General features: G+C 32.8%; 14 protein-coding genes. 1 reads left to right on the plus strand and 13 read right to left on the minus strand.

The window, feature by feature from the left end:
* Positions 1-89: 89 nt before the first annotated feature.
* The 4 genes from LPB88_RS03760 to LPB88_RS03775 form a co-directional block, all read right to left on the minus strand.
* The gene (locus LPB88_RS03760; RefSeq protein WP_230712564.1) at positions 90-905 is read right to left on the minus strand and encodes an MlaD family protein; all 816 of its coding nucleotides are present in this window, start codon (positions 903-905) and stop codon (positions 90-92) included.
* Positions 906-927: 22 nt separating this feature from the next.
* Positions 928-1707 carry an ABC transporter ATP-binding protein gene (locus LPB88_RS03765; protein WP_230712566.1) on the minus strand — a complete coding sequence of 260 codons (780 nt, stop codon included), beginning with the start codon at positions 1705-1707 and terminating at the stop codon, positions 928-930.
* Between the two features lies 1 nt (position 1708).
* Positions 1709-2467 (minus strand): ABC transporter permease, encoded by a 759-nt coding sequence (locus LPB88_RS03770; protein WP_230712568.1) that lies wholly within the window; start codon positions 2465-2467, stop codon positions 1709-1711.
* 378 nt (positions 2468-2845) lie between these two features.
* Positions 2846-5116, minus strand: coding sequence for a glycosyltransferase (locus LPB88_RS03775; protein WP_230712570.1), 2271 nt, complete (start codon positions 5114-5116; stop codon positions 2846-2848).
* Between the two features lie 428 nt (positions 5117-5544).
* Between LPB88_RS03775 and LPB88_RS03780 the strand changes: the two genes are divergently transcribed.
* Positions 5545-5706: a DUF1328 domain-containing protein gene (locus LPB88_RS03780; protein WP_230712572.1), complete on the plus strand. Its 162-nt coding sequence runs from the start codon at positions 5545-5547 to the stop codon at positions 5704-5706.
* A 119-nt stretch (positions 5707-5825) separates the two neighbouring features.
* On the opposite strand, the gene LPB88_RS03785 is transcribed toward LPB88_RS03780, so the two are convergent.
* The 9 genes from LPB88_RS03785 to LPB88_RS03825 all read right to left on the minus strand — a co-directional run bounded on the left by LPB88_RS03785 (position 5826) and on the right by LPB88_RS03825 (position 12236).
* On the minus strand, positions 5826-6293 hold the full coding sequence (locus LPB88_RS03785; RefSeq protein WP_230712574.1) for a DUF1440 domain-containing protein: 468 nt from the start codon (positions 6291-6293) through the stop codon (positions 5826-5828).
* Positions 6294-6302: 9 nt separating this feature from the next.
* Positions 6303-6812: a DinB family protein gene (locus LPB88_RS03790; protein WP_230712580.1), complete on the minus strand. Its 510-nt coding sequence runs from the start codon at positions 6810-6812 to the stop codon at positions 6303-6305.
* A gap of 25 nt (positions 6813-6837) precedes the next feature.
* Positions 6838-7215 (minus strand): VOC family protein, encoded by a 378-nt coding sequence (locus LPB88_RS03795; RefSeq protein ID WP_230712582.1) that lies wholly within the window; start codon positions 7213-7215, stop codon positions 6838-6840.
* 89 nt (positions 7216-7304) lie between these two features.
* Complete coding sequence (locus LPB88_RS03800; protein ID WP_230712584.1) at positions 7305-7514, minus strand: hypothetical protein; 210 nt, start codon at positions 7512-7514, stop codon at positions 7305-7307.
* Between the two features lie 12 nt (positions 7515-7526).
* Positions 7527-7907 carry a DoxX family protein gene (locus tag LPB88_RS03805; RefSeq protein ID WP_230712586.1) on the minus strand — a complete coding sequence of 127 codons (381 nt, stop codon included), beginning with the start codon at positions 7905-7907 and terminating at the stop codon, positions 7527-7529.
* Positions 7908-8286: 379 nt separating this feature from the next.
* On the minus strand, positions 8287-9021 hold the full coding sequence (locus LPB88_RS03810) for a GNAT family N-acetyltransferase (RefSeq protein WP_230712588.1): 735 nt from the start codon (positions 9019-9021) through the stop codon (positions 8287-8289).
* Between the two features lie 72 nt (positions 9022-9093).
* Positions 9094-9699, minus strand: a complete 606-nt coding sequence (locus tag LPB88_RS03815) for a Crp/Fnr family transcriptional regulator (RefSeq protein ID WP_230712590.1) — start codon at positions 9697-9699, stop codon at positions 9094-9096.
* Position 9700: 1 nt separating this feature from the next.
* Positions 9701-10531 carry a hypothetical protein gene (locus LPB88_RS03820; RefSeq protein ID WP_230712592.1) on the minus strand — a complete coding sequence of 277 codons (831 nt, stop codon included), beginning with the start codon at positions 10529-10531 and terminating at the stop codon, positions 9701-9703.
* Between the two features lie 286 nt (positions 10532-10817).
* Positions 10818-12236: a TolC family protein gene (locus LPB88_RS03825; protein WP_230712594.1), complete on the minus strand. Its 1419-nt coding sequence runs from the start codon at positions 12234-12236 to the stop codon at positions 10818-10820.
* Positions 12237-12303: the final 67 nt, after the last annotated feature.

A 12303-nucleotide genomic window follows, 5' to 3' on the forward strand; every position in this document is an offset into this window, starting at 1 on the left:
CGTTTCACTCAATTATAAAGCACATAGCGTAACCACCATGTATTGAGTAATATTTTACATCTTACAATTCACATTTCACTAATTGCATTTCACGATTTAGCTTTTTCTGCGTCTTCTTCTTTTTGTTTTTCCTGTTTTTTATCGTCTTCTTTGGCTTTGTTTTCCTTAGCTTTTGCGTCTTTCTCTTCCTTTTTCTCTTCTTTAGCTTTTTGCTGTTCTTCTTTTTTTCTTTCCTTTTCTTTCTCTTTTTTCTTGAAGTATCCTCTAAACAAAAAGTTACTTTTGGCGGCTTGCATATTATCACTAAAACCTTTGGTTCCGCTTTCTAGATTTGATAACGTGTTCGTAACGCTGTTTGCCATTTTATCATCACGAACCAATCTTGCTAAAGCCCCGTTTCCGTTATTCATAGAATGACTAAAAATGGCCAGCTCTTGAGAAATTACCCCTACATTGTCGACGCTTTTTTTGATGCTTTTCATAAGATCTTGCATTTCAATTCCGTCAGCAGAAGCGATGGCTCCATTATCTTGGATGATTTTTTGGGATTTTACGCCGGGAGAAATAGTCAAAACTTTGTCACCCATTAATCCGTCAGAACCAATGCTGGCGCGTGCATCTGTTTTAATAAATTCGCGAACTTCATCTTTCAATACCATCGAAACCACAACCGATGAATCGTTTATTAACCTGATTTCTTCGATCGTTCCGACATTAATTCCTGAAAAACGAACTTTATTGCCCACTTCTAAACCACTAACGGTTTTAAATCGTGACGAGATGTGAAAGGTTGACCCAAATAGATTTTTTTGCTTTCCGATGAAGTAAAATGCCGTAATGAAAAGCAGTAAACCTACTGATACAAACATTCCTAATTTCCAAGTATATCCAGATTGCTTCTCCATGATTTCTAATATTTATTTTGCTTTATTTAAAAAATGAGCGTACCCATTGGTCTTCGTCTTTTTCCAGTTCTTGATAGGTTCCTTCGGCGTGTATTACGCCATCTTTCAAAACCATTATTCGATCGGCAGTTAATTTGGCGCAGGCCATATCATGGGTGATAATGATCGAAGTTGTTTTGCGTTTGTGTTTGATATCGAGAATCAATTCGCTTATTTCCCGAGAGGTTATTGTGTCTAATCCTGTGGTTGGTTCATCGTAGAGAATGATTTCGGGTTTAAGTATTAAAGTTCTGGCTAAGCCAATTCTTTTTTTCATTCCGCCCGAGAGTTCAGAGGGCATTTTGTCAATTGCGTCGCTCAATCCCACATTATCCAAGGCTTCAATTATTTCATTTTCGACTTCTCCAGGTGTCAAATCTCGTTTGTGTTTCTTTAAGGTAAATGCCAAATTTTCTCTCACCGACATTGAATCGTACAAAGCGCCACTTTGGAACAAAAATCCAATTCGGACTCTGATTTGATTCAGTTCAGATTTTTTTAGATTCAATATATTTTCGCCAAAAACTTTTATCTCGCCTTTGTCCGGTTCGATCAGACCCACAATACATTTTATCGCTACAGATTTTCCTGATCCGGAACGTCCTAAAATCACTAAATCTTCTCCTTTATTTACGGTAAGGTTTACGCCTTTTAAAACTTCATTATCAGCACCAAAAGTTTTGTGCAAATCTTTAATCTCAATGATCGCAGTTTTGCTTTTCTCTTTTGTTTTAAGTTCTATATTTTCTTTTTCTTTAATCATCTTAGAAGAATAAATCGGTTATTTGAACAGCGACCATATCCAGAATAAAAATGGCTAAAGATGCTGTTACAACTGCAGAGTTTGCTGCTTTACCCACGCTTTCGGTTCCGTTTGAGGCATTAAAACCTTTATAACATCCAATCATTCCAATAAAAAAACCAAAGAAGAATGTTTTAATGGTAGCGGGAATCAGATCCAGAAATTCTAATTTTTGCAGGATCTGGGTCAGATAACGATAAAAGTTTATATCACCATGAATATTAATACCAACATATCCGCCAATTATTCCAACGGCATCAGCAAAAAATACTAAAAGAGGAACCATTAAAGTACAGGCTAAAATGCGTGTTACAACTAAATAGTTATAGGGATTTATAGCCGAGACTTCCATGGCATCAATTTGCTCAGTTACTTTCATCGAACCTAATTCGGCGCCAATTCCGGACGAAATTTTTCCCGCACAAATCAAAGCTGTAATTACCGGTGCAATTTCTCTAATTAAAGAAAGTGCCACCATTCCAGGCAGCCACGATTCAGCCCCAAATTTGACTAAAGTTGGTCGTGATTGCAACGTCAATACCAAACCCATAATAAAACCGGTTATAGCCACAAGTGGGAGCGATTTATAACCTATCACATAACATTGTTTCAAGAACTCTTTTGCCTCGTAAGGAGGTATAAAAACTTCCTTAAAAAACTGCTTTGCAAACAAGGTTGCATTTCCAATTTCTGTGAATGTATTTTTTAGAGTGAGAATCAAAATACTATATTTTAAGTTAAATCTATTCCTTGAAAACCAGTTGTTTACTAAGTATTATTTCTTCTGATTGTTAAGTATAAATGTACTCAGGAAGTACGGAAAAAATCTTACACAACTTTTTTTGAAGTTTATATAATTAACATAGTAAGTACACAATAATCAGGATATTGTAACGTTTGGCGAAAAATGTTAAAAAAACAAGATTTGGTAAGATGACACACGGATGAGGCAGATTTAAACAGGTTTGGACTGATTTTGTTTTTTTGTGATTTCTGTTTACGGAAATTGATCGGAAAGGATAAAAACAAAAAATCCCTTCGTTAAAAGGGATTTTCTGGGTTTAATAGTATTTTGGTCAGTCTATTATCGTTTGATTCTTTATGAATTTATGGCAACACCACTTCTGTTTTTTAGTAACGGAATCACTTTAGATTCTGATAGTTTGAAGTTTTCCATTAATAATCGGGCCGTTAAGTAACATATTGTAGATTCGGCACCTTGATTTAAGTTTACATTTTCTTTTTCAAGTCCGTCATAACCTCCGCCACTTACCGGATTATACATGATCTGATTCAAATGATTTTTTCCTAAAAACCAGTTAAAGGCAATCTTCATTTTGTTTTTATATTCCGGAGTATGAAAAGCATTATAGAATGAATTTAAGGTTTGAATGGTATAAGAAACATCGATTGGCTGTTCTCCAAATTGATGCGGTTCTGAGTCTTTATGATACCAGCCATTATTTGAGATGACTTTGAAATCTTTATCGATGAACATTTTCGACATTAAGAAATCCAATGAATCTAAAGCTACTTTTTTATAAACAGGTTTGTTAGTCACTAAATAGGCATACAACATTGATTCGGGCAAAATACCGTTTGCGTAGGTTAGGTAATTTTCAAACCATTTCCAGTTTTCAGAAGCATGAGCTTCATAATTTGCAAGCAGTTTAGCATTGAGTTTATTGATAATTGCCGCTACATACAAATTGGGTACGGCCGAATGATAGAGATACAAACCTTTTGTTGCAAACCCAATAGAACGTGGCGATTGAATGTTTTCGGCCCATTTTAAGGAGTTTAATAAACATTTTGTAGCTTTTTTTGAAATTGTGTCCGGAAGAATAGCTGCATTTGAGATTACGGTTCCTAAAGCCCAAATTGCTCTTGCGTTTGAATCTTCGAGATTTACTTCGGCATTTTGCTCTATATGTTCACGATTTTCCTGATCGACATAATTGATAAAATTGCCTTTTGGTTTTTGACATCGCTCAATAAAATCCAAATAAATTAAAATATATGGAAGATCATCTTTGTCCTGCGTTAGTTTATAATGCATGCAAAAAGCAATCAATGCTCTGGCATTATCGTCTAATGTATAACCGGACGCAAGATCAGGAACTGAGATTTTGCTGAATTGAATAATACCCAAATCAGTTGTTAGTTTTTTGATATGTTTTAATTGAATTGCAGGATAGCTGAATTTAATTTCTGCGGGTTTTTCAATAAGATTTTTATATGTATTGATATGAATAATGGCTACGTTTTCCCAAGATGAAGCTCTGGTTTTTCTAAAGGCATTGATTCCCATTTCGTGTCTTAAATTCTCATCAGAGATTAATTTAAGTGTAGCTTTGGCAAATTGATCTGCGTTTCCAATATCAACCAGAAAGCCGCAATCTGAAGTTAAAACTTCCCGAGTATGCGGAATTTTTGAAGCTACCATTGGACAAGCACAGCTCATTGCATACGAAAATGTGCCGCTTACAGCCTGATTTGGATCTTTAGAGGTAAATAAATAAATATCAGTTGCTTTTAAATAATCCAGAAGTTCATTGGTATCAAGATATTGGTTTATAAATTGAACGTTGTCTTTTAGATTCAAATCTTTAACCATAGTTTCTAATTTGTCACGATAAGCATCAACACCGTCAACGATAAGATTTGGATGTGTTTTTCCGATAATTAAATACAAAACAGTCGGTTCTTTTTTGATGATTTTGGATAGTGCCTGTAAGCCGGTTTCGATATTTTTACCTTCACCCAAAAGTCCAAAAGTTGAAAGTACAAGACGATCCTGAAAACCAAATTTTTCTTTGGCCTGCGCCGGTGTCTCATAAATAACAATATGGGTACCGTGCGGAACACAGGTAATAATAGATTCCTGAATTCCATAATCGTTTGTGAGAATTTCTTTTGACTGATTGGTCATTACAAAAACCGAGTTGCTGTAGGATAAAAGCAATTTTACAAAAGTTCTTAATTCATTATTAGGATTGGGAATAACGCTGTGAAAAGTAAAGGTCACAGGTTTTTTTATTGCATTTAAAAACCCTAATAAATAGTCTCCATAATTTCCTTCAAATAAGCCAAATTCGTGTTGAATGTGAACTAATTTTACAGCAATATCTTTATTGATTTGTTCAGCAACACGAGCATATTCCTCTTTATTTGTAGTATTTAAAGTATAGGCTTGTGTTGGTTTTTCTTTAGGTTTATTAACCAATTCGCAAATTTCGCAAGTAATTGATTTACCATAAACATCAGTAATTCCTTTAACTGTATCTTGAGTATAAGTTGCTATACCACATTGAGTTGGTGGAAATGTAGATAGAAAAACTATTTTTGATTTATTTGATATCATTTTCATGGGGTACTGTTTTAGTTCGTTTAGTTAAAGTTCAATAAAACCACCACAATTTTTTTATCGGCGGTACCGTAATAAATTTTTTAAAAGATTCTTAAAAATAGCTGATCTCATATAATCATAGTTTTCATTATATATTTAGCTGGCTTATAATAGGTTTTGATAGGCTTTAAATTTTTTATCTAAAATTACTTTATCAATCAAATGACGATTAATCCAATCGATCAAAAAGTTAACTCAAAAGGATTTATATGGAAATTTTGAAACAAAAAGAGGGAATTATAAAATTAGTTTAAAAATTTGATTTATAGTTTATTGCGATAAAAATTTAACGTTTTGAGTTAAAAATTGTGATAAGGATAAAGGAACTTTGAGTAACAAACAAATTAGGCTTTAAGGAAGTCTTTATTATAAATTTAAAATTCAATATCATGTTACGTTGGACAGTCACATTTATAATTTTGGCTATAGTAGCCGGAATTTTTGGTTTTGGCGGAATTGCTGCCGGAGCCGCTAGTATTGCAAAAGTTTTATTCTTTATATTTTTGGTATTATTTGTTATTTCATTAGTAAGAGGAAGAACAAAAGTTTAGCAATAAGTTTTAATCAGGTAAAAAAAAAGCGAAACCAAATATCATGGTTTCGCTTTTTGGTTTCATGTTTTCTTTGTTTCAAGTTTTAAACTCTTGACAGAGGCCGAAACCTGAAAATACTATTTCTGCAAAGAATAATGTTTTCTGGTTATAAAAGCAATCGGAATTCCGATACAGAAAATCAGAATTAAGATCGATAGTATTAAAGGAAAATCTAAATGTTTTTCAGGCAATACCGGAAACACAACGGGCAAGACAACCAGATTCATAGCAATCCAGACAAAAATGCCGTAAAAGATTCCTGATAATAAGGTATTCTTTTTTAAGGAGGAGAAGTATGGATAAATTGTAAAATAGAATGCGGCAAAAATAAAAGCTATAAAGTAGTGCAATAACAATCCGTATAAGGCCATTTGTGCACCGCCACTGTAGGCTTCTTTTTTAAAGATTCCGCTTGCAATAGATTGCAGAATTTTTATTGGTGTTGTTTTTTGAAATAACAGGGCATAGAAAAAAAATGCAGCAAGAATATCCAATGTTCCAGCAATTAAACCCGATAAAAATATAGTTCCTGATTTTGATGTCATATATATGTTTTATGATTTGGCTACCTGTTTAAAAATATTGTTTAATTGTTTAGTATGTCTTTGAATATGAATAAGAGCAAAACTAATCCATTCGAAGATAGTAAATTTACCAAACCCAGGCAATTCAAAATCAAGACAAGTTAGGGTTAAATCCATAGTTTCTGCTGCATGTAACAAATCAGATTCTATATGATGGAAAGTCGAACTTAAAGAATCTTTATTATAATCAATGGCAGCAGGTTTTAAGAAATCAGGGGAATCCATTTTAATATCAAAATTCAAAAATAATGCCTTAATATCTTTGACTTTTTCATCGTATTTTCTATCAGTTTCTTGAGTTCTTCCCGAGAATAATTTGGGATAACCAGAGCAGGCAAGAATAAGATGCTGGGCAGTTTGTCCGGCGCTCCAACAATCATTGCCCGGAATAATATTAAATTCTTCCTGCGAAAATAAAAAGAGTATCGCATTTAGATTTTTAAATGTTTCAATTATATCTTTTTGAATTGCTTCTTTCATTTTTTTGATTTAGAAATTAGATTTGTTATTCGACAACAGATGTTATCCACCAAACATTTCCACAAGGATCTGTTACCCCGCATGTTCTTCCATAATCCTGAGTACTTAACCCCATTAAACTTATGGCCCCATTATCTAATGCTTTTTGATAGGTTTTGTCTGCATTAGGAACATAAACAAATAAGTTAGAGGTCTGTTCACTCCAGTCTTTAGTTTGATCAGTAACCATAATAGTACTTCCGTTAATGATAATTTCGGCATGCATAATGGTGCCGTCTTCGCGTAAAACTTCTGTACTTGTCTTTTCTGAATCGAAGACTCTCTGGGTAAATTCAATAAATTTTGAAGCTCCATTTAGAATTAAATAGGGCATTATAGTTTGATGATTAGCCGGTAAATTCATTTTGTAAAATTTGAGATTGATAGTATTTCAAAAATACAATAAAATATTTAAAATTTTGATAATCAATTATTTGTGTTCTTTGAGAAAGATTATAAAAGTACTTCGCAATGATAACCGTAAGAGTCAAGAAGTTCTATTATTTTTTGATTTGAAAAAGAAGAAGCATTAATTCGTAGAATTTTATCGCAATCTTCCAGATCAAAATTGATCACGCTATTAGGGAAATGCTCAAGAAGTTTCCCCACAATCATTTTAGATTGTTCCACTTCCTGAACATTTGTTTTAAAAACTTCTATCATCACTGTGAAAGTTTATAGGGCGATATTTTTATATCGCTCAATTTTATGATAATATATATAGGAAATCGCCAGAATCACTAAAAATATTAGTGGAAAAAACGATTGAAAATTAACTCCGTCAATTGCAAAATGGCTGATTGATGCAAATATAAAATCGAAACCAAATCCGGCGTAAGCCCATTCTTTTACGTTTTTTGGAATTGATGGAATCACCAAGACTAAAACTCCAAGAATTTTAAAAACAACCAAGGCATTTCCAAAATATTCAGGGTATCCTAAATGTCTGATTCCTTCTTTTGCCTCCTGACTTTGTGAAAATAATGCCGGCATTACGCCTTCGAACAAGAAAATAATAATTGTAGTAATCCAAAAAATGATTTTTGCTTTTTTCATGATTTTGTTATTTTTAAATAGTTATTAGTTAATGTATTACAAACTTACTAATCTTATTTTTCTGATAGAATACTTATTTACGACTATTTTAGGGGCATTTTGGACAAGATTGGGGGATTTTGGAATTTAGACTTTAGATTGGAGATTATAGAAGAAAGATTATAGAAGAAAGATTTTTTTTGCGATAAAGTAATCTCAAAGTACGTCCTTGCGAGGAACGAAGCAATCTCACTACTAAAAGTAACCAGTTGTCTGATCCAACAAGTGAAATTGCTTCGTTCCTCGCAAGGACAGAAATGCGTGAAAAACAAAAAAGGAAGAAAAATAAAAGAAATAATCAGCGAAAACCCGTTTAACCCGCGTCATCCGCGTGCCATAACTAAGCCTTTAAAATATAATTTTTAATCACAAACAAATCTTCAAAACCCAATCTGGTATAAATGTCCTTTCCCATTACTGAGGCTTGTAGTAAAGCATAATTAGCATTTAGATCTATAGAAAGATTAAGCGCAAATTTCATGATTTCTTCGGCGAAACCTTTTCTGCGCATTTCCGGGATTACACCAACGCCGTGAATTCCGATAGTATTCTGAGTTTGGAAAAGCATAAAAGTTCCTATTGGCTGATTTTCTAAAGAAACCAAATAGAAATGAACATCATTATGATTTTGAATCAGGATTTCTTTGCTAATCACGTAACCAAAAGCATTTGGATATAAATCTGTCCAAATTTTGGCATCTTGTTCTGTAGAAACTCTTTTAAAAGTAAGATTATGTTCAAGGGTGAATTTTGGATCTAATTTTAGCGCCATTGCTACTTGTTCGGTCTTAATTTCAAAACCATAAGCGTCTAAAATTTCATAAGATTTTGTTCCGAAGATATTCCAATACGGTAAAACCAAACCTGAATTATTCTGCATAGTTTTTATAATATCTGGTAAATCTTTTTTAGAAATATCACTGCGAAACCATAATTTATTAGGCCAGCCCGAATTTTCGATTTTACAATATTCTAGAGTTTCATTTTTATGATAAGATAGAAAAGGAGCGCCAACGGTTTTCCATAAACCGGTAAGATTGTTTATGTTGTCTTCGATTAAGTTTATATTTTTCATTTGGATATTAATTATGAGAATATAACACAAAGGTAGTTTTAGCTTTTATCAGAAACCTTTACATATGTTGATTTACAAATCTTTTTGAAGATCTTTTCTAATTCTACTTAATTGGGTTGGAGTAATCCCTAAATGTGAAGCAATATGCAACAGCGGAATTCTCTCTGAAATATCAGGATGTTTCGATAAAAGATGCAAATATCTTTCGGTCGCATTTTCCATAACTAATGAAATTTCGCGCTGTTCTTTTTCGATTACCCAGTTTTTCTCTAAATAGGCGATATAATAGTTTTTAAGATCATTGTTTTGGTCAATGAGTGTTCTGTATTTTTTGTAGTTAAGATTAATTAAAACAGCATCTTCGAGCGCTTCAATTGTAAAATTAGAAGGAGTTTGTTGCAATAAAGAAGCTTTTGAGCCTGCAAAATCCCCATCTAGAAAGATATTCTTGTTATAAATATTCCCGGCAGCATCCGTTATAAAAGCTCGCAAAGCACCTTTGGCTATAAAATGAATTTCTTTCGCAATTTGTCCGTTTCTCAAAAGTATTTCCCCTTTTTTGATCGATTGAAATTCGGCTATATTTTCGATTAATTGCCAGGAAGCTTCTGAAATAGGAGCATAGCTTTCGAATTTTAGTTTTAAATCGTTGAGGTATTTGGTTTGATTGATTGACATTTTATTCAAAGCTAATTCTTAAACTATTTTGTATTCTGGCTTTATAGCCTTTATAAGTTCCAGGTTTCCAATTATTATAATCTTTTTTTAAGGTTTTCAAAGCTAGATTAATTAAATCGTTTTTGTACTTCTCGTTGATGCCATTTTCATTTACCCAGTTAGATGCTTCTAAGTGAGTTATTGTTCCATCTTTTTCAACGATAAAACCAATGTCAATAAATAGATAATGGCTACTTTTTTTATTTACTGGTAAATCAGTTTTTATTGTTGTATCACTATCATTTTCTATTATAATATTTTGAGTCAATATTCTTGGTTTTTCTATATCTTTTAAATCATAAATACTTATGATTTTATTATTTAAGTTAATATTTTTAATTAATATTTTTTCGGCATCATTTTCTATTTCTGATTTATAATTTTCACCATATTTTGCTTTCATTTTTAAATCGATATATTCACGATAACATCCTTCTGTTTGTCCTTCATATTTTACACAACTAATATCCTGAATTCCTAATTTAAATTTTTTCTTTTTTAGAACTTCTTTAATTTCTTCTTCATAAGGTTTAAAATCACATCCAAAACAAATGGTTTGCACATAAACACCATCATATTTTGCGAGATCACTTTTTGCTCTATCAATTTCATTATTGCATAGACTATCAGATTTTGGTACATTCTGAATGTATTTGGTATAATCTAATCTTGGTGGTAGTCTGACTATGGTTGTATCTAAATTTAATTTATTAGTTGCTTCTTCATTTGATTTTTTCTCACAGCCAATTGCGAAGAGTAAAATGACAAAAAAAATGAAGTTGTATTTTTTCATAAAAGCTATTAATAAGAGAGTAATTCTTGTTAGTAAATATATGAAATTATAGAAACGATTTAAATAAAGAAATTCTCTATGTGGAGTTTCTGTACGTTTCTTCGACTTCGCTCAGGATGACATAAATTATGAGTAAAAAAATGAGAGCAATAAAACCCGTATAAATCCGCATTTTCGCATAGCGAATCCGTGTTATCCGCGTGCCATAATAAATAGTATAAAAAAAACGCTGCAAAACCTAAGTCTCACAGCGTTTTCATCTCAAAAAATAAATAATTAACGGGTATTATTTCCAACCACCGCCCAATGCACGATATAACTCGGTATTGGCAGAAAGTTGGGCTCTTTTTATGTCTGCCAGTTCTAACTCGCTTTGCAATAAATTGGATTGCGCAGATAGAACTTCAAGGTATTCAGCCATACCATTTTTGAATAACAAATTGGCATTTTTAATGGCTTGTTGCAACGTTTTTACACGTTCTTTCAAGAAAGATTCCTGTTGTTGTAATTTCTCTACTTTTACCAAAGCATCCGAAACTTCGCTAACGGCAACCAAAACAGATTGTCTGAAACTTAAAACCGCTTTTTCTCTTTCAGCAACAGCGATATTGTATTGTGTTCTTACTTTTTTATTGTTTAATAAAGGCTGAGTCAAACCTCCGGCAACGGTCCCGAACAATGAAGCCGGAATGTTAAACCAATTGCTTGTTTCGAAGGAGTTTACTCCGCCTTGAGCGGTAATTCTAAGGGCTGGATACAAATCAGCTTTTGAGATTCCTACGTTTGCGTTGGCAACTTTAAGGGCTAATTCGGCACTTTTTACATCTGGTCTTCTGCTTACTAATGAAGACGGAATCCCGATTGCACTGTTGTTTTTAACTTCAAGTGTGCTTAAACGAACGCTTCTTGTTTTTGAATTTGGAAAAGATCCTGTCAAAACGCTCAAAGCATTTTCCTGAATAGCAATATTTTGTTCTAACAACGGAATCAATTGCGCCGCGTTTAATTTCTGTGCTTCAGATTGTTGAATCGCTAATGAAGTTACCTGACCTGCATCGTATTTTAATTTGATAATGTTGGTTGTACTATCGTTGAGTTTCAAGTTTTGTTTTGCAATTTCTAATTGTGCATCCAACATCAAAAGATTATAATATCCTTTTGAAACATTAGCTACTATTGTAGTTTGCAATGCTTTTTTAACTTCTTCTGATTGAAGATAACCTGCAAAAGCTCCTTTTTTCTGATTTTTGATTTTCCCCCAAATGTCTGCTTCCCAAGAAAGTGTTGCTCCGGCAGAGTAATCGTCAATATGATTTTGACCTAAAGCCTGACCTAAATTCTTTCCTGTAAAACTATTGTCTGACGGATTGCTGCTACTTGCAGTTACTAATAAATTAACCTGAGGTACATTTCCCCATTTTGATTGTGTGAATCTGTATTGTGCAATTTCGATGTTTTTTTCGGCAATCTGCAAATCATTGTTCCTTGCTACCGCGCTATCGATGAGTTGAATAATATCTTTTTCGGTATAGAAGTTTTTCCACTCCACATCAGCAATACTCGTAGTATCTTTTGAAACCGATACACTCCTGAAATTTTCAGGAAATGCATCTTTTGGAGTTTCAATATCCTTGGAAACCTTACAGGATATTATTGTGGTGATCAAAATAGCGACCATCACGATTTTGGTTATATAATTTTTCATTTTATGTTTTGTCATTAAATTTCTGTACAAGTATCTTTTCTATTATCAAGATCTTTTGAGATTTTAT

Origin of the sequence: Flavobacterium sp. JAS (assembly GCF_020991455.1) — a bacterium.
GTDB lineage: Bacteria > Bacteroidota > Bacteroidia > Flavobacteriales > Flavobacteriaceae > Flavobacterium.

What these genes read in the sequence shown, in the direction of transcription:
- LPB88_RS03785 (WP_230712574.1), bottom strand. Translation starts at nt 6,293, where the DNA reads ATGACATCAAAATCAGGAACTATATTTTTATCGGGTTTAATTGCTGGA.
- LPB88_RS03820 (WP_230712592.1), bottom strand. Translation starts at nt 10,531, where the DNA reads ATGAAAAAATACAACTTCATTTTTTTTGTCATTTTACTCTTCGCAATT.
- LPB88_RS03775 (WP_230712570.1), bottom strand. Translation starts at nt 5,116, where the DNA reads ATGAAAATGATATCAAATAAATCAAAAATAGTTTTTCTATCTACATTT.
- LPB88_RS03760 (WP_230712564.1), bottom strand. Translation starts at nt 905, where the DNA reads ATGGAGAAGCAATCTGGATATACTTGGAAATTAGGAATGTTTGTATCA.
- LPB88_RS03810 (WP_230712588.1), bottom strand. Translation starts at nt 9,021, where the DNA reads ATGAAAAATATAAACTTAATCGAAGACAACATAAACAATCTTACCGGT.
- LPB88_RS03815 (WP_230712590.1), bottom strand. Translation starts at nt 9,699, where the DNA reads ATGTCAATCAATCAAACCAAATACCTCAACGATTTAAAACTAAAATTC.
- LPB88_RS03795 (WP_230712582.1), bottom strand. Translation starts at nt 7,215, where the DNA reads ATGAATTTACCGGCTAATCATCAAACTATAATGCCCTATTTAATTCTA.
- LPB88_RS03800 (WP_230712584.1), bottom strand. Translation starts at nt 7,514, where the DNA reads ATGATAGAAGTTTTTAAAACAAATGTTCAGGAAGTGGAACAATCTAAA.
- LPB88_RS03765 (WP_230712566.1), bottom strand. Translation starts at nt 1,707, where the DNA reads ATGATTAAAGAAAAAGAAAATATAGAACTTAAAACAAAAGAGAAAAGC.
- LPB88_RS03790 (WP_230712580.1), bottom strand. Translation starts at nt 6,812, where the DNA reads ATGAAAGAAGCAATTCAAAAAGATATAATTGAAACATTTAAAAATCTA.
- LPB88_RS03825 (WP_230712594.1), bottom strand. Translation starts at nt 12,236, where the DNA reads ATGAAAAATTATATAACCAAAATCGTGATGGTCGCTATTTTGATCACC.
- LPB88_RS03780 (WP_230712572.1), top strand. Translation starts at nt 5,545, where the DNA reads ATGTTACGTTGGACAGTCACATTTATAATTTTGGCTATAGTAGCCGGA.
- LPB88_RS03805 (WP_230712586.1), bottom strand. Translation starts at nt 7,907, where the DNA reads ATGAAAAAAGCAAAAATCATTTTTTGGATTACTACAATTATTATTTTC.